Source organism: Desulfonatronum thiodismutans (genome assembly GCF_000717475.1).
GTDB lineage: Bacteria > Desulfobacterota > Desulfovibrionia > Desulfovibrionales > Desulfonatronaceae > Desulfonatronum > Desulfonatronum thiodismutans.
Map to the genome: position 1 here is coordinate 185,183 of NZ_JPIK01000004.1, position 17,146 is coordinate 202,328.

Annotated in this window: 20 protein-coding genes and 1 riboswitch; of the genes, 14 read left to right on the plus strand and 6 right to left on the minus strand. The window is 60.6% G+C overall.

The genetic code is table 11. The features are described from left to right. Positions 1-6 precede the first annotated feature (6 nt). Positions 7-546 (minus strand): GspH/FimT family pseudopilin, encoded by a 540-nt coding sequence (locus GY33_RS20810; protein ID WP_051822178.1) that lies wholly within the window; start codon positions 544-546, stop codon positions 7-9. Between the two features lie 150 nt (positions 547-696). Beyond that, positions 697-785, minus strand: a riboswitch (cyclic di-GMP riboswitch). 142 nt (positions 786-927) lie between these two features. Here GY33_RS20810 and GY33_RS0101420 point away from each other — a divergent pair. Together GY33_RS0101420 and GY33_RS0101425 are read left to right on the plus strand one after the other, a co-directional pair. After that, the gene (locus GY33_RS0101420; protein WP_031385624.1) at positions 928-1,188 is read left to right on the plus strand and encodes a hypothetical protein; all 261 of its coding nucleotides are present in this window, start codon (positions 928-930) and stop codon (positions 1,186-1,188) included. A gap of 17 nt (positions 1,189-1,205) precedes the next feature. Next, positions 1,206-1,550: a type II toxin-antitoxin system PemK/MazF family toxin gene (locus GY33_RS0101425; protein WP_031385625.1), complete on the plus strand. Its 345-nt coding sequence runs from the start codon at positions 1,206-1,208 to the stop codon at positions 1,548-1,550. Positions 1,551-1,606: 56 nt separating this feature from the next. On the opposite strand, the gene proC is transcribed toward GY33_RS0101425, so the two are convergent. The 5 genes from proC to GY33_RS0101455 all read right to left on the minus strand — a co-directional run bounded on the left by proC (position 1,607) and on the right by GY33_RS0101455 (position 6,028). Then, positions 1,607-2,413 carry a pyrroline-5-carboxylate reductase gene (gene proC, locus GY33_RS0101430; RefSeq protein WP_031385626.1) on the minus strand — a complete coding sequence of 269 codons (807 nt, stop codon included), beginning with the start codon at positions 2,411-2,413 and terminating at the stop codon, positions 1,607-1,609. Beyond that, a complete protein-coding gene (gene ndk / locus GY33_RS0101435; protein ID WP_031385627.1) occupies positions 2,410-2,829 on the minus strand; it encodes a nucleoside-diphosphate kinase in 420 nt (139 codons plus the stop codon). Before ndk ends, proC begins: the two co-directional genes overlap by 4 nt. 246 nt (positions 2,830-3,075) lie before the next feature. Then, positions 3,076-3,870, minus strand: a complete 795-nt coding sequence (locus tag GY33_RS0101445; RefSeq protein ID WP_031385628.1) for an ABC transporter ATP-binding protein — start codon at positions 3,868-3,870, stop codon at positions 3,076-3,078. Then, positions 3,870-4,754 (minus strand): ABC transporter permease, encoded by an 885-nt coding sequence (locus GY33_RS0101450; protein WP_031385629.1) that lies wholly within the window; start codon positions 4,752-4,754, stop codon positions 3,870-3,872. The genes GY33_RS0101445 and GY33_RS0101450 overlap by 1 nt, the downstream gene beginning before the upstream one ends. A gap of 302 nt (positions 4,755-5,056) precedes the next feature. Further along, positions 5,057-6,028 (minus strand): ABC transporter substrate-binding protein, encoded by a 972-nt coding sequence (locus GY33_RS0101455; RefSeq protein ID WP_326923833.1) that lies wholly within the window; start codon positions 6,026-6,028, stop codon positions 5,057-5,059. Positions 6,029-6,249: 221 nt separating this feature from the next. Between GY33_RS0101455 and GY33_RS0101460 the strand changes: the two genes are divergently transcribed. From GY33_RS0101460 to GY33_RS0101525, 12 genes are all read left to right on the plus strand, one after another. Continuing rightward, positions 6,250-6,684, plus strand: coding sequence for a CBS domain-containing protein (locus GY33_RS0101460; protein ID WP_031385631.1), 435 nt, complete (start codon positions 6,250-6,252; stop codon positions 6,682-6,684). A 1-nt stretch (position 6,685) separates the two neighbouring features. Beyond that, on the plus strand, positions 6,686-7,486 hold the full coding sequence (gene panB, locus GY33_RS0101465) for a 3-methyl-2-oxobutanoate hydroxymethyltransferase (RefSeq protein WP_268746617.1): 801 nt from the start codon (positions 6,686-6,688) through the stop codon (positions 7,484-7,486). A gap of 244 nt (positions 7,487-7,730) precedes the next feature. Next, a complete protein-coding gene (locus tag GY33_RS0101480; protein ID WP_031385633.1) occupies positions 7,731-7,961 on the plus strand; it encodes a DUF4160 domain-containing protein in 231 nt (76 codons plus the stop codon). Further along, entirely contained in the window at positions 7,958-8,455 is a 498-nt protein-coding gene (locus GY33_RS0101485; RefSeq protein ID WP_031385634.1) for a DUF2442 domain-containing protein, read from the plus strand. Before GY33_RS0101480 ends, GY33_RS0101485 begins: the two co-directional genes overlap by 4 nt. A gap of 352 nt (positions 8,456-8,807) precedes the next feature. Then, positions 8,808-10,403 carry a signal recognition particle-docking protein FtsY gene (gene ftsY, locus GY33_RS18875; protein ID WP_326923834.1) on the plus strand — a complete coding sequence of 532 codons (1,596 nt, stop codon included), beginning with the start codon at positions 8,808-8,810 and terminating at the stop codon, positions 10,401-10,403. Positions 10,404-10,602: 199 nt separating this feature from the next. Further along, the gene (locus GY33_RS0101495; RefSeq protein ID WP_051822179.1) at positions 10,603-11,379 is read left to right on the plus strand and encodes a glycosyltransferase family 2 protein; all 777 of its coding nucleotides are present in this window, start codon (positions 10,603-10,605) and stop codon (positions 11,377-11,379) included. After that, positions 11,372-12,157, plus strand: a complete 786-nt coding sequence (locus GY33_RS0101500) for a TVP38/TMEM64 family protein (RefSeq protein ID WP_084184722.1) — start codon at positions 11,372-11,374, stop codon at positions 12,155-12,157. The genes GY33_RS0101495 and GY33_RS0101500 overlap by 8 nt, the downstream gene beginning before the upstream one ends. A gap of 12 nt (positions 12,158-12,169) precedes the next feature. After that, on the plus strand, positions 12,170-13,897 hold the full coding sequence (locus GY33_RS0101505; protein ID WP_051822180.1) for an ArnT family glycosyltransferase: 1,728 nt from the start codon (positions 12,170-12,172) through the stop codon (positions 13,895-13,897). A gap of 18 nt (positions 13,898-13,915) precedes the next feature. Next, positions 13,916-14,593, plus strand: coding sequence for a precorrin-2 dehydrogenase/sirohydrochlorin ferrochelatase family protein (locus GY33_RS0101510; RefSeq protein WP_031385639.1), 678 nt, complete (start codon positions 13,916-13,918; stop codon positions 14,591-14,593). Next, positions 14,580-15,407, plus strand: a complete 828-nt coding sequence (gene ccsA / locus GY33_RS0101515; protein ID WP_031385640.1) for a cytochrome c biogenesis protein CcsA — start codon at positions 14,580-14,582, stop codon at positions 15,405-15,407. The genes GY33_RS0101510 and ccsA overlap by 14 nt, the downstream gene beginning before the upstream one ends. A 3-nt stretch (positions 15,408-15,410) precedes the next feature. Then, on the plus strand, positions 15,411-16,745 hold the full coding sequence (gene hemA, locus GY33_RS0101520) for a glutamyl-tRNA reductase (protein WP_031385641.1): 1,335 nt from the start codon (positions 15,411-15,413) through the stop codon (positions 16,743-16,745). A gap of 42 nt (positions 16,746-16,787) precedes the next feature. Next, on the plus strand, positions 16,788-17,123 hold the full coding sequence (locus tag GY33_RS0101525; RefSeq protein WP_031385642.1) for a hypothetical protein: 336 nt from the start codon (positions 16,788-16,790) through the stop codon (positions 17,121-17,123). The last annotated feature ends 23 nt before the right edge of the window (positions 17,124-17,146 follow it).

A 17,146-nucleotide genomic window follows, 5' to 3' on the forward strand; every position in this document is an offset into this window, starting at 1 on the left:
AATGGGTCACTGACAGGTGGTCTTTTCCGTCCTGACCCTCCCGGCCCGGGCCAGGACAAATTTCACCCCGCGTTCCTGACGGCAGAGGGTCAGGGTGCCGGCCTGGAACGCGCCGCTGACGTACTGGGTCGAACCGTTGCCGACGTATGACACATAGTTGCGTACGGGCATGTTCCCGGTCAAGATCGTCTCGCCGCGCAGCGGGCCGCGAACTCTGAGGATGTCTTTGGCTTCATCCACTTGAGCCAGATTGCCCGCATCCACGAACACGATCCATCCCTGCTCCCAGCCTCCCTGGGTAACACACTGCAAACCGTCCGCACTTTTGCAGATCGTGACCCGCTGATTGCGCTTGATGGCTTCGCTGCGGGCATAGCTCAGGGTGGACAAAAACTCGTGGGCCGTGGTGGACATCCCGGCACTGCGATACATCCCCGCCAGATAGGGCGCACTGACCGCCATCAAAACCAAGGCGATAAGAATGGCGACCAGAACCTCAATAAAGGTCAGGCCGGAAGAATTTCGAGGCGAAGAGCGAATGGGCACAGCCGGTTCAAAGAGATAAAATGCTGGAGAAGGGTTGCCCGGTGGACAGGAGCATCGAAACAAGCGGAGAAGTGAAAAGAAAAGAGCATTGCCGGTCCGGCGGAAGGGAACGAGAGCAGGGAGAAAGCAGGAGGAAAAACCCCTCTTCGGTCCGGCGGCCCCGCTACCCTGTTTCAAAACGAAATGTAGGCCGGTGGCTTTGCGTCGCACCCTTTCGGTGTGCTTTGCCCTTGTCAGACACTTTGGGATTCACTATATTTTGCTCTCAAATATATGTCCAGTAGTTTTTCCGAACCAAGGTAATCCATTCTAAACTTTCTTGGAGACTTTTTCAGAAGGCGCACACAAACCCGTGCCGGAACAAAAGGAGATGTCCGTCCCATGTCGACCGCGATTCTCAGCCACCCCGTCCGACTAAATGTCTCGATTTCTAGAGAGATGAAAGACCGTTTGTCGATGATATCCGAGACGCGACAGAAAAAGATTTCCGCTCTTGTCAGAGAATCCATCGATGAAAAAATCAATAAGATCGAAGAAGAGTTGATTGCTGACCAAATGAAGGCCGCTTACCAAGCTTTAGCGGAGGAAAATCTACGTACCAGCGATGACTTTAAATTCGTGGATGCTGAAAATCTCCGATAATCCACCAGAATCCGATCATGACCTTACAACGTGGCGACATATATTACGCCAAACTCGATCCCGTTATCGGGAGGGAAACCGGGAAGACGCGGCCGGTGCTCATCGTCCAAAATGATATCGGCAATACCTTCTCGCCCACGACAATCATCGCTGTAATCACTGAGTATTCAGAGAAAAAAGCATCATACCCCATCTGTGTGCCCATCCCTCAAGGAGGCGGCCTGCGAAAGCAGTCTATTGTCAATTTGTCGCAAATCAGAACCATAGACAAAAGTCGACTCGTCTTACCCAGACTGACGCACCTTTCTCAGGAACTTATGTCCGACGTTGAAAGAGCTCTCCGATTAAGTTTGGCATTGTAACAAAAAGGGGCCAAATGGCCCCTTTTTTATTTGCGTTGACGGACCGGACGTACAAATTACTCCTCCCCCAGCTCCCGGCTCCGCTGCTCCGCCTCGTGCACGGCGTCAATAATCGAGCCGCGGACCGCCGTTCTGTCCAGGTGATTCAGCGCGGCAATGGTCGTACCCGCGGGGGAGGTGACCATATGCTGCAGGGTGCTCAGGCTGAAGCCGGTTTCCTGGGCCAACTTGACCGAGCCTTCCAGCAACCCGGCGACCATCTGCTCGGCCTGGGGCCGCCCCAGACCCGCTGAGACCCCGGCCTGGACCAGGGCGTCCATAAAATGGAACACATAGGCCGGTCCCGAGCCCACCAGGGCGGTGAAAGCGTGGAAATACCGCTCCGGCAGAATGTGGACCTGACCCAGCAGACCCAGGAGTTCCATGATCGTTGCTTGCCCAGCCTCGGTCAGCTTCGGGTCTTCGAAGCAGACCGCGCTGACCCCGGAGCGGACCATGGCCGGAGTGTTGGGCATGACCCGGACCACGGCGCAGCGCTCTTCCGACCAGGCCCGCAGCTGCTCCATCCCGATGCCTGCGGCTATGGATATCAGACAGATCTCCGGTCGCAGGGCCGGAAAGGCCTCGGCCAGAACCTTGGACATGATTTGCGGCTTGACCGCCAGAAAAACAAAGTCCGCGTCGCGAAGCACGTCTTCAATGCTCCGCGCCGCGACAAAGCCCGACACTCCAGCCAGGTTTTGGGCCTTGCTCCGGTCCGGATCATACCCGTGAATGGACGTGTCCGGGCGAGTGGAGACGGCCTTGATCAGAGCCGCCCCCATGTTCCCGAGCCCGATGCACCCGATGCGCAAGGCACTCATCCCTGCTGCTCCATGGCATTGAAGAAATAGGGAATTTCCTGACCCGCGGTCTCCGGGGCGTCGGAGCCGTGCACCGTGTTCCGCTCCACGTCCAGGGCCAAATCCTTGCGAATGGTGCCTTCGGCTGCGTTGGCCGGATTGGTGGCACCCATCAGGTCCCGCCAGCGGGCAATGGCGTTGTCGCCTTCCAAAACCGCGGCCACGATGGGTCCGGAGGTCATGTAACTCACCAGGCTCTGAAAAAACGGACGCTCCTTGTGCACCGCGTAGAAGCCCTCGGCCTGAGCCGTGGTCAGCCGCAGCTTGCGCAGAGCCACGATCCGCAATCCCGCGGACTCGATCCGGGTCAACACATTTCCAATCAAATTCCGCTCCACGCCATCCGGCTTGATCATGCAAAGGGTACGTTCAGACATTGAAAAAACTCCGTTGGTTTATGTTGTATGGTTGGTGTATCGCAATCGAAATCGCAATCGAGATCGAAATCGAGATCGAAATCGAGATCGAAATCGCTCTCTCCGTCATTCAATGACGTACTTGTATTGCTCGATTTCGATTGCGATTGCGATTTCGATTTTAATCCTAACTCCTAACTCCTGACTCCTGACTCCTGAATCCTGACTCCCGTTTCCTGAATCCTGACTCCTGAATACTCTCCCCCATCACACCAACAGCATCTTGTCCGAGGCAAAGGCGTCCTGCTTCAGGCTGTAGAACCGGGCCAGCAGGTCGTCCACTTTCAGACGCTTCTTTTCCTCGCCGGTGATGTCCAGAATGATCTCGCCCCGGTGCATCATGATCAGCCGGTTGCCCATGCGCAGAGCCTGGTGCATGTTGTGGGTGACCATCAGGGTGGTCAGTTCCATGCTTTCCACCAGGCGGTCGGTGAGTTCCAGAATCTGCTGGCCGGTCTTGGGGTCCAGAGCCGCGGTGTGCTCGTCCAGCAGCAGGATGTCCGGGCGGACCAGGGTGGCCATGACCATGGTCAGGGCCTGGCGTTGCCCGCCGGAAAGCAGCCCCACGGCGTCCTGGAATCGATCCTCCAGCCCCAGGTCCAGCATGCGCAGCTTTTCCCGGAACAGATCCCGGTCCAGACGGCGCACCCCGGCGGACAGCCCTCGGAAGCGCCCCCGGCGCAGAGCCAGGGCCAGGTTCTGTTCGATGCTCATGGAAGCGCAGGTGCCCAGCAGCGGGTCCTGGAAAACCCGGCCAATGAACTTGGCCCGCTTGTATTCCGGCCAGCCGGTGATGTCCCGATCATCCAGGAGGATGCTGCCCTGATCCGGGAAAAAACATCCGGCCAGGCAGTTCAGCAAGGTAGACTTCCCGGCCCCGTTGGAACCGATGATGCAGATAAAGTCCCCGCGACGAACTTCCAGAGAGACGTTTTGCAGGGCCAGGACTTCGTTGACGCTGCCCCGGTGAAAGTACTTGATGACGTTTTTCAAGGACAGCATCATGAGAAAAACCGGGCCTTGATTTTCGGCGCGGTGAGCGCCAGGACCACCAGCAATGCCGTGATCAGATTCAAGTCGCTGGGAGTGAAGGAAAAGGTGCCCAGCTTCATGCTTAGGGCCATGGCAATGGCCAGACGGTAAAGAATCGAGCCGAGCAGGGCCGCGATCACGGCGCGCATGATTCCGCCCCGGCCAAAGACCGTCTCGCCCACGATCACCGATGCCAGCCCGGCCACGATGGTTCCCACGCCCATGTTCACGTCCGCCGCGCCCTGGTTCTGGGCGATCAGCGCACCGCTGAAGGCCACCATGGCGTTGGATAGCCCCACGCCGATGATGATCACGCTGTGCGTATTCACACCCTGGCTGGTGATCATCCGGGGATTATCCCCCGTGGCCAGCATGGTCTGGCCGAACTCCGTATGCAGAAACCAGATCAGGAAGATCACGATGGCCGCGCCGATGAACGAAAACAGGACGATGGAGGACAAATACCCTGGCAAGCCCATGCCCATCAGCGGATCGAGGATCGTATCCCGGCCCAGCAAAGATACGTTGGGGCCGCTCATCACCCGAATGTTGATGGAATACAAGGCGATCATGGTCAGGATGGAGGCCAGGAGGTGCAGAATGCCCAGCTTGGTATTCAGAAACCCGGTGACCATCCCGGCCAGAAACCCGGCGAACATGGCCAGGAAGAGGGAAAGGAACGGGTCGATCCCTGAAGTGATGGCCACGGCGCAGACCGCGGCCCCCAGGGGCAGACTGCCGTCCACGGTCAAATCCGGGAAGTTGAGCACCCGAAAAGTCAGGTACACGCCCAGGACCATGATTCCGTATACCAACCCCTGCTCCACGGCGCCCAACAGCGCGTACCAGGTCATGGGCGGACTCCGGATTCGTCGGTGCCGAAAACGACGATCAGCTTGAATATGTTCATGGAAAAAAGAACGCTATATACCTACTCAGCAATAGAGTACTGCTTTTGCCGGGGGCGGTATCGGCATCGAAAACGAGAGGAAGCGGCGCTGAATGGCTCCAGTTTCGATACCGACCCCGACACCGATTGTCGAGTCAGAGCAAACATACATTATTGAGCTGAATAGATACGAATGGGTTAAAGCCGCACTGTTCGTGCTCGTGCCCAGCGAGACGACTGAGCACGAGCAGACAAGAGGATTGTTGATTATTCGAGAATCTTCCCTGCCCGGTCCAGGAGTGCCTGGGGGATGGTCACGCCCATGGCCTGGGCCGCTGGGAGATTGATGTGCAGTTCGAGTTCCTGCTGGGTTTCCACCGGGGTACTCGCCGGATCGGCCCCGCGAAAGATGCGCCCGGCCATGGCTCCGGCCTGACGGCCGTGCTCGTAATAATCGAAGCCCAGCGCGGCCACCGCGCCACGGGGCACGGAATCCACGTCCGCGGCGTACAGGGGCAGCTTGTTGTCCTGGCAGACCTTGGCGAGGGCCTCGAAGGCAGAGACCACGGTGTTGTCCGTGGGTACGTAAACGGCCTGAGCTCGGCCCACCAAGCTGCGGGAGGCCTGGAACACGTCGCTGGACCGGGCCACGGTGGCCTCCTCCAGTTTGATCCCGGCCTTGTCCGTCTCGGCCTTGAGCAGATCCACCAAGGCACGGGAATTGGCTTCCCCGGAATTGTAGATCACGCCCAGGGAGGTCAATTCCGGATGAAACTCCCGAATCAGGGCCAAGTGCTGGTCCATGGGGGTCAGGTCCGAAGTGCCGGTGATGTTCTCACCAGGATTTTGCAGATCCTTGACCAGCCCGGCGCCCAGGGGATCGGTCACGGCACTGAACAGGATGGGCGTCTTCTGCATCGAAGGGTTCTTTTTCACGGTCTGGGCCATGGCCTGGGCCGAAGGCGTGGCAATGGCCAGTACCAGGTCCGGACGCTCGCCCACGATCTGCTGGGCGATCAGATTGGCCGTGGCCATGTTGGCCTGGGCATTGTGCACCCGATAGTCGACCTGAAACCCTTCTTCACGCAGTTGGTCCTGAAAACCGCGCAGCACGGAATCCAGGGCCGGATGCTCGACGAACTGGTTGACGGAGACGACTTTCGCCTGCTCCGCGCCGGCCGAAACGGACATCCCGAACAACAAAACAAGACATGCCGACAAGACGAAACGGTTCATCATAAGGTCTCTCCTCGCATGAGCGTCAAGTAAAAAGGAAAAGTGATCGAAAAACGTTGATGGATATCCGATATCCCGGCAAAGGACAAGAAATACTTGTCATGCCATAATCCTTTCATATTCTCCAAATCGCCGCCAATCCGGCCATCCTTGACACCATCCTTGACAGATCGGTCGTGAACGGCGAATGAATACGTGTAATCTGATCAACAAGGAGAACCATCATGCTTAAAGTCAACGATCTGATGACCAAAAAGGTCTTTTCCCTTCAGGAGCACGACAACGTGCAGACAGCCCGCTCGATCATGAACCTGGGCCGCATCCGGCATATCCCCATCGTGGACGGGGAAGAACGCTTCGTCGGCCTGCTGACCCACCGGGATCTCTTGGCAGTAACCATTTCCAAACTGGCCGACATCGAGGACGAGGTCCAGAACGAAATCGACGCCTCCATTCCCATCCATGAAATCATGCGCCGGGACGTGACCACCATTTCCCCGGACGTCGACCTGCGCGAGGCCGCGGAACTCCTGCTCCAGCACAAATACGGCTGCCTGCCCGTGGTGAAAAAAGAAAAACTTGTGGGTATTTTGACGGAAGCCGACTTCCTCAAGCTGACCATCAGTCTGATGGATGCCCTGGACAAGATGGAGGCATGAAGTGGGCAAAACGACCACGGCCACGCTCCTGGAAATGAAGCGCCAGGGCGAGAAAATCACCGTTTTGACGGCCTATGACTGGGCCACGGCCAAACTGCTGGACGAGGCCGGGGTGGACGTCTTGCTGGTTGGCGACTCCCTGGGCATGGTCATGCTCGGCCTGGAGAACACCCTGTCCGTGACCATGGAAGACATGCTCCACCACTGCCGGGCCGTGGCCCGGGGGGCGCAGCGCTCTCTCTTGGTGGGCGACATGCCCTTCATGAGCTACCAGGTTTCGCCGGAGCAGGCCCTGGTCAACGCCGGACGGTTCCTGCAAGAAGCCGGGATGCACGCGGTCAAGGTGGAGGGCGGACGGGAAATCCTGCCCGCCGTGCGCAAGATGACCCAAAACGGCATCCCCGTCCTGGGCCACGTCGGCCTGACGCCCCAGCACGTCCACCAACTCGGCGGATTCAAGGTCCAGGGCCGGACCGACGCCGCGGCCCAACGCATCCGGGAAGACGCCGTTGCCCTGGAGGAAGCCGGGGCCTTCGGCCTGGTCCTGGAATGCGTCCCAGCCCGCCTGGCCCAGACCATCTCCGAACAATTGACCATCCCGACCATCGGCATCGGCGCCGGACCGGGCTGCGACGGCCAGGTCCTGGTCTTCCACGACGTTGTCGGCCTCTACGACCGCTTTACCCCGAAATTCGTAAAAAAATACGCTCAGGTCGGCGCCCTGATGGGCGACGCGGTGCGGGAATACGTTCAGGAGGTCAAGGCCGGGACGTTTCCGGGGGAGGAGCATGTTTTCAAATGATGAGAGTCCGTAATCCGTCCTCCATTGCACCAAAGTCGTCCGGCACGACGATCTCTCCGTCCACGAACCCCAACCGTTGAGCATCCGAAGTCTCACCCTCCGGCCCCACTTCACCCGGTGGAGTTGGGGACCTCCAAAGGTTCCAGAAGCATTCGCTTCAGATACGCCATATCAAGAGACACGTTGGTCATAATGGAAGGCCTGGGTTGACTTTATGCAACTATTGCATGACCCTGGATCTCCCATGCCGGTCATCAAACGCTTTCCTCAATATCGCCTCGTGATCAACGAGCGAGACCACAACCCGCCTCATTTCCACGTCCGGATGAACGACGGCCGCGAAGTCTCGGTGAAAATTGACGGAATGGAAATTATCCATGGGCGTGTCGCTGCGCGGGAGATCGCCGACGCCTTGAAATGGGCCAGGGAAAACCGCCTTTTTTTGATGGAGAAATTCGAGGAATTGCAGCAATGAGCAAAAAGCATTTTCAATTGACGAACGTAGTAGCCAAGCCTGAACAGCAGCTTCGTCTGACCTATGCGGATGGACGATCCTTTGATGTCGATCTGTCCGAATGGATCGCGACCTCTCGCGGCCTGGCCAGATTACAGGACCGGGAGCTGTTTTCCCAAGCCAGGCTGGGATTTGGGGGATGGTCCATTGAGTGGATCGAGGACGAATTGGATCTTGGAGCCGACAACCTCCGAAACCTGGCCGTGGAACAGGCTGGCGGCATCGGCCATGAACGGATATGGAACTGGTTGCATGAAACCGGGTTGACCTTGGACCAAGCCGCTGAAGCCTTGGGAATCTCACGACGGATGCTGATCTACTATCGCGACGGTGAAAAGCCGATCCCCAGGGCTGTCTGGCTGGCCTGCCTGGGCTGGAAAGCGGTTCGCCCCAAAGGCCGGGACCTGCCCAAAAACATCCCCTCTCCCAGCGAATACACGGCCCTCCATATTTAGCGCCGGATACGACAATGCCCAACACCCGACTCCCCTGGGCATTGCCTTGACCGGCAAGCCTGGATAAGAACCGCCTTGGCCGTGAATGACGGGCCAAATCGCCATTGTTACGATCTCAAACCAGCCAGGAACAGAACATATGGGTTTTTTCTCCAAGGTAAAAAAATGGTGGTCCACCGAAGAAACGACCGAAGCTGAAGAATCGGTGGAACAGCCGGAACCGAAGCCGTCCCCGAAACCATCGGATTCACCGGATTCATTTGAAGCTGTTGAAGAGGTTGTTCCGGCGGACCAAGAGCCGACAGCGCCCGCGCGAGAACCGGAGCCGGTCGAGCCTTCTCCGGAACCTGTCGTGGAGGACGCTCCCGAACCGGGACCGGAAGAGGAAGAGGATAAGAAACAACCGACGGCTCCGAAGGGCATTCAGCCTTCTCCCTCGGAAACCGTCACGCGAACTGTTCCGGAATCTCTTTCCGAGCCTCGCCAGGAAGCCAGACCTGAGCCTGTTTCCGGGCCTGTTCCAGGGCCTGTCCCCGAATCCGTTTCCGAGCCTTCTCCGAAACCAGCCCTTGAAAGCGAAGAGCAACCCGATTCCAAGGCTCGCCCGGGCCTGTTTTCCCGACTTTTTTCCCGTCAGCCCCCCAAACCGACACCAACTCCGACACCAACTCCGGAACCGACCCGGAAGCCGGAAGCCCCAGCCGCAACCGAGCAGGAAAGACCTTCCGAACCAGGACAAATAACCGAACCTCCCGCATGGCAGGCCCAGGTCATGCAGGCCCTGCGCGGGGCCGAGCCCAAGCTCAGCGTCTGGCTGGAGCACACCCTGTCCGGGGTGGAGACCATGGGTGACGAGTTGTGGGAACGGTTGCGCTTCCTGTTCCGGGCCCTGGAGGCCCCGGAGGACGAGGCCGAGCTGTTCATCACCAAGTTCCGGGAATGGCTGGAGGACATGGGCTACGAGCAGGTGGCCGAATTCCGGTCCGAGCTGCAGTACCGGCTGGCCCTGGCTCTGGAACTGGAAGACGAGGAGGACGAGCGCGACCGCCTCTTCCTGAAGCTCTCCGAGGGCCTGAACAAGACTCGTGAACAGCTCACCAAGCGCATCGACGCCCTGCTCTCGGCCCATCGCAAGTTCGACGACCCGTTCTGGGAGGAGCTGGAGGAAGTGCTGATCATGGCCGACGTGGGGCACCGCTCCGCGGTCATGCTCCTGGACCGGCTCAAGGCCCGGGTACGCGGGGAAAACATCAGCGAATCCGAGGCGTTCCGGGAAATGCTGCGCCAGGAACTGGCCGCCATCTTCCCCGCGCCCAAAGTCGTCGACCTGCCCCAGGGGCCGGAGATCGTCCTCGTGGTGGGCGTGAACGGTGTGGGCAAGACCACGACCATCGCCAAACTGGCCCACCGCGCCCAGATGCAGGGCCGCAAGGTGCTCGTGGCCGCCGGGGACACCTTCCGGGCCGCGGCCATGGAACAGCTCGCCATCTGGGCCAAGCGCACCGGCGCGGACTTCTTCAGCAAGGGCGAAGGCGCGGACCCGGCCGCCGTGGCCTACGAGGCCGTGGACGCGGCGCTGCAAGGCGGTCACGACGTGGTCTTTCTGGACACCGCGGGCCGGCTGCACACCAAGGTCGATCTGATGGACGAACTGCGCAAGATCAAGCGCGTCCTGGCCAAAAAGCTTCCCGGTGCGCCCCACCGCAGCCTGCTGGTGGTGGACGCCACCACCGGGCAGAACGCCTTGTCCCAGACCAAACTGTTCAACGAGGCGGTCAGCGTGGACGAGATCATCCTGACCAAGCTGGACGGCACCTCCAAGGGCGGCATCGTGGTGGCCATCGCCCTGGAGTTCAACATGCCCATCAGCTTCGTGGGGCTGGGCGAGAAAATGGAAGACCTCCGGCCCTTCAGCGGCGAGGACTTCGCCAAGGCTCTGGTGAACTGAACCAGATACTGACTACTCGGAGGATTCCGCGCATGAACATAGTCCGGAGCTGGATTCCCGCCTTCGCGGGAATGACCTCTCCGACCATGAGGATTCCAAGCACGTCATACCGGCGAAGGCCGGTATCCAGGTCTTTTTATCCAAATTCCGCCAAATCCTTTCTCCTTATAAACTGAATCTGTTGCCGCGCTTTCGTCCCATGCTCTCCACTCCCCGCTCCCCATCCGCCCTTTGGCCACTGGCCGTTTCCTGCATCCTGCCGGTCTACAACGAAGAAGGCTGCCTGGAAGCGCTTCTCAACGAGCTGACGGCGCAGCTGAACGGACTGGGACGGCCCTCTGAAATCATCTGCGTGGACGATTGCAGCCGGGACGGCAGCCTGGCCCTGCTGACCCGGCTGCGCACCGACCACCACCGGCTTCGAATCGTCCGGCATACCCGCAACCTGGGCCAGAGCGCGGCCTTCGCCACCGGGTTCCAGGTCGCCCGGGGCCAAATTCTGATCACCATGGACGCGGACATGCAGCACGACCCGACGGACATCCCCCGGCTGCTGCGCGCCCTGACCCCGGAAACGGACATGGTTTGCGGCATCCGGGCCAACCGTCGGGACAACTGGATCAAGCGCGTTTCCTCCCGGCTGGCCAACCGGTTCCGGGACATGGTCTCCGGGGACCGGATCGCGGACGCCGGCTGCACGTTCCGTGCTCTGCGCCGAACCGCCCTGCCGGAGCTCCTGGTGTTCAACGGCATGCACCGCTTTTTGCCCACCTTGCTGCGTTGCCGGGGCCTGACCGTGGTCGAGCTGCCCATCAACCACCGTCCCCGGATCAGCGGCGTTTCCAAGTACGGGATCGGCAACCGCCTCTGGCGCGGGCTGCTGGACTGCGTCGCCGTGCGCTGGTACGCTCGTCGGGCCATCCCGGCACGGCGCTGGGAGCACGTTCCCAACCCCGTCTCGCCGCCCCATGACTGACCATCGTACCCCAGCCCCCCCCACGAATCAGACCTGCACCCCACCCCTCTCGGAGTCTCTCGAGCCTTCCCTCTCAGGAGCCGACGCGAAAACGGGACGTGGATTCTGGACCCGCCCACGCTTGGTGGGCCTTGTTCTGATCGGCGTTGTCCTCCTGGGGCTGGTTCTGATGAACGTCACGCCGCTGCGCTCCCTGCTGGCCAGGACCGAACTGCTCGGGGCCTGGTTCACGCAGCGCGGCCTTTTTGGAATGGCGCTGTACATCGCCGGAGTGACCCTCCTGGTCTGCCTGGGCGTTCCCCGGCTGCTGCTCTGCTCCATCGGCGGCATGGCTTTCGGTTTCTGGCAGGGCCTGATATTGACCCAGGCCGGAACAGTGCTGGGCTTTTACGTTGTCTTCAATCTGGTTCGCCACGCGGGATGGAGCTTTTCCTTTCTCCGCCACCGGCCCAACCTGAACGCCGTTCAAAAACGCATCGGCAAGGGCGGGGTGATGTCGGTGTTCGGGATGCGGATGATGCCCCTATCCGGCTTCTATTCCACTATCATGATGGGCATGTTGCCCCTTCGACATGCTCACTTTCTGCTGGGCACGTTTCTGGGCACCTTTCCCCAGGCCATCCCGGCGACCCTGATCGGTGCCGGGGCCACCCAGGAGACCCTCCAGACCAGCATTGCCTTCATCGTCGCCGCAGTGATCGCCTTTGTGATCATCTGGTTCGGCATCGACGCCTATCGCCGGAAAATACACCACGCCAACCCGCCATTGACCCCGTAACCCTCCATCCATATGACAAAATTTCTCGACGGCCCCTTCGCAGCCACTTTCGGATACCTGATCCTAATCTGCCTCTGCCTGGTGCTGTTCCTGCCGGGCATGACCACCCTGCCCCCTTTTGACCGGGACGAAGCCCGTTTCGCCCAGGCTTCCCGGCAAATGTTGGAAGAAGGGGACTACATCCGGATCAAATTCCAGGAACAGGATCGCCACAAAAAGCCCGTGGGCATCTACTGGCTCCAGGCCGCCTCGGCCCGTCTGACCAATCCCGAGGTCCTTTGGCCCTATCGTCTGCCGTCCGTGCTGGGGGCCGTGCTGGCCGTGCTGCTGACCTTTTCCCTGGCCAGACGGGCCCTGGACGTCCGCTTCGCCCTGGCCGCCGCGGCCCTGCTGGCCTGCACCATCCTGCTGGTCACCGAGGCTCACCTGGCAAAAACCGACGCCATGCTCCTGGCCTCCATTACGGCCATGCAAGTAGCCCTGGCCCGCTGCTACATCCGCCCGGCGGACCAGCAGCCGGAACCCTGGCTCTGGCTGTTGTTCTGGGGAGGCATGGGCGGGTCCATCCTGCTCAAGGGTCCGGTGGGGCCGATGATCTCCGGCCTGACCCTGCTGACCCTGTTCATCGCCGATCGCCGTGCCCCGGAAACAATCACTTACGGACGCTTTGCCTGGCTACGCGGGCTGCGGCCCAAGGCCGGCCTGCTCCTGACCGCGGCCATGGTCCTGCCCTGGCTTATCGCCGTCAGCCTGGCCACGGACGGCTCCTTCGTCTCCGACGCGGTCACCGGCGACCTGCTGCCCAAGCTGATTTCCGGCCACGAATCCCACGGCGCTCCTCCGGGGATGTACCTGCTCTTGTTCACCCTGACCTTCTGGCCGGGATCGCTGCTGGCCTGGCCGGCCCTGGTCCAAACCTGGTCCCTGCGAAAGACGGACCGCTTGGTCCGTTTTCTCTGGGCCTGGATCGTCCCGTCCTGGATCGTCTTTGAGCTGGTACCCACCAAGCTGCCCCATTACGTTCTGCCCATGTATCCGGCCATCGCCCTGCTCATCGGCGTCTGGCTGGCCACGCTCTCTCAGCGGGCGGCCAATCCCGGCGTCTCATCCACGACTGCAGGCTCTCCAGGGCGATTCGCGACCTGGATTCCCAGGATCGGCGCCGGGCTGTGGCTGGCCATCGGGGTCGTGCTGGGCATCGGCTTGATCGTGGCCCCGTTTTACCTGGACAAGGCTCTCTCCTGGTGGGGCGTTCTCGCGGCCCTGATCGTTATGGCCATGACTGCTCTGGCCTGGCGAGCCTATCGCGAGGGACACATGTTCCGGGTTTGCGGAATTCTCCTGCTGGGCGCGATCCTGGTGTTTCCGGTCATTCTGGGCAAGGGGCTGCCCGAACTGCGCGGATTCTGGGTCAGCCGGGCCGTGCTGCAAACCGTGGACTCCCTGCGCCAGGAGCATCCGGACCTTCGCGGCCTCGTCGCCTCGACGGGCTTTCAGGAACCCAGCCTGGCCTTTCTCCTGGGAACCCCAACCCGGCTGGTCAATCACCTGGACGCCGCGGCCCACCTCCAGGAACATCCTGACGGCTTGGCGCTGGTCGAATCCCGCCAGGAGCAGCGCTTTCATGAAGCCGTGGGCAATCTTGGCCTGGACGTGGAACGGCTGGCCATTATTCGCGGTTTCAACTATTCCAAGGGGCAGTGGGTGACCATCGGTTTTTACGCTACCCCCCGCCAATAATGATTTCCCAACACACCCATGCGCTACTATCCCATTCTTCTCGATCTGCACGACAAGTACTGCCTCGTGGTCGGCGTGGGCCAGGTGGGGACGCGCAAGGTCCGCACGCTCCTGTCCTGCGCTCCGGGACGATTGCGGATCGTGGACACCCGCGAACCGGAGCCCTGCTGGCGCGAACTCATCGAGCAGGGCTTGGTGGAATACCATGTCCGTACGTTTCTTCCGGAGGATCTGGAGGGCTGCTTCCTGGTCATCGCCAGCACCAGCGACGAAAACCTGAACTGGCGAATCAGTCGGTTGTGCGCCGAACGAGGGATCCTCTGCAACATCGTGGACCAGCCCGAGAAATGCAGCTTTATTCTTCCGGCCATGCACTCCCAGGGCGACCTGACCATTGCCGTGTCCACGTCCGGCTCCAGCCCGGCCCTGGCCAAAAAAATCCGCCAGGACCTCGGTGCCTGCTTCGGACCGGAGTATGCCCGGTTCCTGGCCGTAATGCGCCGCCTGCGCCCGCTGATTCTGGAACTGAACCTGCCCACGTCGGACAATACCGCCCTGTTCCGGGCCTTGACCCAATCCCAACTGCTGGATGCCGTGCAGTCAGGGGATGACGCCCGAATTCTGGAAGTGTTGCGACGTCATCTCCCCGAAAGCCTGCATCCTCGCTTGGAGGACGTGATCGGTGAATCTGACTGAAACCCTCGAACTAGCCGTTCTGGCGCTCTATTTTCTCGGGGCCGTGCTGCATATTCTCGCGGTGCTGATCCGCGGCCCCCTGCTCCGTTCCGGTGGGCAAATCGCGACCCTGCTCGGCTTCGGCCTGCATACCGCCGACATCGGACTGTATATGGCCCGTTACGGTGGAGATGCTCTGGGTCACGGTCCGTTTTACTTCAGCCTGATGGCCTGGACCTTGATCATCGTCTCCCTGGTCCTGAACTGGCGGCTACGGATGCACTTTCTGGCCCTGACCTCCCTGCCCCTGGCTCTTATCGTCTACTCCTTCGCCACGACCCTGCCCAGCATGGAAGTCATCCTTCCGGAAAGCTTCATGGGGCTGTGGTTCGGGCTGCATATCGGCACCCTGTTCCTGAGCATCTGCCTGCTGGCCATGGCCGCCAGCGCCGGGGCCGTCTATCTGTTCCTGGAAAAGAAAATCAAGGGCAAGACCAAGATCACCGGCCTGAGCAAGGATCTGCCTTCCCTCTCCCTATTCGACCAGGTCAACGCCTGGGCCGTGAACCTTGGCTTTCCGCTGTTCACCGTGGGCCTGCTGTCCGGATTCCTCTGGGCGCACTTCACCTGGGAGCGCTTCTTCTCCTGGGATCCGAAAGAGGTCGCGGCCATCATCGTCTGGCTGCTCTTCGCCTTTCTCTTTCACCAGCGCCTGGTCAACGGCTGGCGCGGCCGCAAGCCTGCCAAACTGGCCATCTGGATCTTCGCTTTGTCCCTGGTCTCCATGCTGGGGATCAACTTTTTCCTCGAGACCCATCACAGCTTTCAACCCTGAGTCATGAATCAATCCATCTGTCTGCTCGGACTCAACCACCGCACCGCCCCGGTCGAAGTCCGGGAGCGCTATGCCCTGCCCGACGTCGATCCGCGGGACCAAGGGCTGATCGCCGCCGGGTCCGGTGTTAAAGAGGCCATGATCCTTTCCACCTGCAACCGGGTGGAACTATTAACCGTTGGCCGTGAAGACAAGGATACGGCCCGGGAAATCCTGCGCTTTTGGGCCGACTGTTGCGGGGGCGACGTCCATGAATTGCAGGACCACACCTACACCCACCGTAATCTGGACGCGGTGACCCACCTGTTTTCCGTGGCCTCCAGCCTGGATTCCATGGTCCTGGGCGAACCCCAGATTCTCGGCCAGCTCAAGCAGGCCTACCGGAGCAGCGTCAAGCAGGGGACCTCCGGCGTGGTCCTGAACCGGCTCCTGCACAAATCCTTCTCCGTGGCCAAACGGGTGCGCACGGAAACGAAAGTCGCTTCCAACGCGGTTTCCATCAGTTTCGCCGCCGTGGAACTGGCCAAACGCATCTTCGGCGACCTCTCCAACCAGACCGCCATGCTCGTGGGAGCCGGAGAAATGGCCGAGCTGGCCGCCACCCACCTGCTCTCCGCCGGGGTCAAACGGATGCTCATCGCCAACCGCACCCACGCCCGGGGCTGTGAACTGGCCTCCCGCATCAAGGGGGAGGCCGTGCTCTTCGCCGAACTGTTCGAGCGCATGGCCGAAGCGGATATCGTCATCAGTTCCACCGGCGCGACCCAGACAGTCATCCAACGCCGCGACGTCCAATCCATCATGAAGCGCCGTCGCAACCGGCCGATGTTCTTCATCGACATCGCCGTGCCCCGAGACATCGACCCGGACGTGAACAACCTGGACAACATCTACCTCTACGACATCGACGACCTGAAGGAAGTGGTGGAGGAAAACCTGAGCCAGCGCAAGACCGAAGCGGCCAAGGCCATGGTCATCGTCCAGGAGGAAACGGAAAAATTCGCCTGCTGGCTGCGCTCCCTGGATCTCAAGCCCACTATCCTGGACCTGCTGGCCGGCGGAGAACGAATCGCTCGAAAGGAACTCAAAAAGACCCTGCGCCGCCTTGGCCCGAAAGCCGACGACCCGGAAGTGAGCCAGGCCCTGGAGACCCTGGTACTCTCCCTGGCCCACAAGCTGTATCACCAGCCGTTGGACTTTCTGAAACGCCGCGCCCAGGAAGAGGACGCCGGAGCCCGGTACATCGACGTCACCCGCCGGATGTTCAACCTGGACAATGAACCGCCCAGCCCGGACGCCCATCCGGATCGACGCAAACCCAAATCAAGCGAGGAATGATTCTTCCAGAGCCTCGCTGCAAACACCCTTGGAGAAACACCATTGCGCGCCTACCTGATCGATGAACTCAATTCCGCGGACATGCAGAGCCTTTTGGCCTGCCTGGAGGCCAAAGCAGTGAAGGCTTCCGTGGAGGACATGTACTGGCTGGAAATCCCCGACAACCTCCTTTCCGCGGAACAGCGCGAGCACGCGGCCCAGTGCGGCCCCTTCGTCTGCTCCCTGGAAACCGGCCCGAACTGGCTGAAAGTGGAACTGCTGATCCGAGGCCGAGGCAAGCTGCGCTGCTCCTGCATCGCCTACGCGGACCAGGCACAACGGGAGTGGGTACTGGACCAAATCGACGCCATGCTGGCTGAGTCGGACATCCCGGTATAAGGGCTTTCAAAGGCGCAACCGTC

Excerpts from the sequence above, each read along its gene's own strand:
- GY33_RS0101420 (WP_031385624.1), top strand. The coding sequence starts at position 928 with ATGTCGACCGCGATTCTCAGCCACCCCGTCCGACTAAATGTCTCGATT.
- GY33_RS0101425 (WP_031385625.1), top strand. The coding sequence starts at position 1,206 with ATGACCTTACAACGTGGCGACATATATTACGCCAAACTCGATCCCGTT.
- proC (WP_031385626.1), bottom strand. The coding sequence starts at position 2,413 with ATGAGTGCCTTGCGCATCGGGTGCATCGGGCTCGGGAACATGGGGGCG.
- ndk (WP_031385627.1), bottom strand. The coding sequence starts at position 2,829 with ATGTCTGAACGTACCCTTTGCATGATCAAGCCGGATGGCGTGGAGCGG.
- GY33_RS0101445 (WP_031385628.1), bottom strand. The coding sequence starts at position 3,870 with ATGCTGTCCTTGAAAAACGTCATCAAGTACTTTCACCGGGGCAGCGTC.
- GY33_RS0101450 (WP_031385629.1), bottom strand. The coding sequence starts at position 4,754 with ATGACCTGGTACGCGCTGTTGGGCGCCGTGGAGCAGGGGTTGGTATAC.
- GY33_RS0101455 (WP_326923833.1), bottom strand. The coding sequence starts at position 6,028 with ATGATGAACCGTTTCGTCTTGTCGGCATGTCTTGTTTTGTTGTTCGGG.
- GY33_RS0101460 (WP_031385631.1), top strand. The coding sequence starts at position 6,250 with ATGCTTAAAGTCAACGATCTGATGACCAAAAAGGTCTTTTCCCTTCAG.
- GY33_RS0101480 (WP_031385633.1), top strand. The coding sequence starts at position 7,731 with ATGCCGGTCATCAAACGCTTTCCTCAATATCGCCTCGTGATCAACGAG.
- GY33_RS0101485 (WP_031385634.1), top strand. The coding sequence starts at position 7,958 with ATGAGCAAAAAGCATTTTCAATTGACGAACGTAGTAGCCAAGCCTGAA.
- GY33_RS0101495 (WP_051822179.1), top strand. The coding sequence starts at position 10,603 with ATGCTCTCCACTCCCCGCTCCCCATCCGCCCTTTGGCCACTGGCCGTT.
- GY33_RS0101500 (WP_084184722.1), top strand. The coding sequence starts at position 11,372 with ATGACTGACCATCGTACCCCAGCCCCCCCCACGAATCAGACCTGCACC.
- GY33_RS0101505 (WP_051822180.1), top strand. The coding sequence starts at position 12,170 with ATGACAAAATTTCTCGACGGCCCCTTCGCAGCCACTTTCGGATACCTG.
- GY33_RS0101510 (WP_031385639.1), top strand. The coding sequence starts at position 13,916 with ATGCGCTACTATCCCATTCTTCTCGATCTGCACGACAAGTACTGCCTC.
- hemA (WP_031385641.1), top strand. The coding sequence starts at position 15,411 with ATGAATCAATCCATCTGTCTGCTCGGACTCAACCACCGCACCGCCCCG.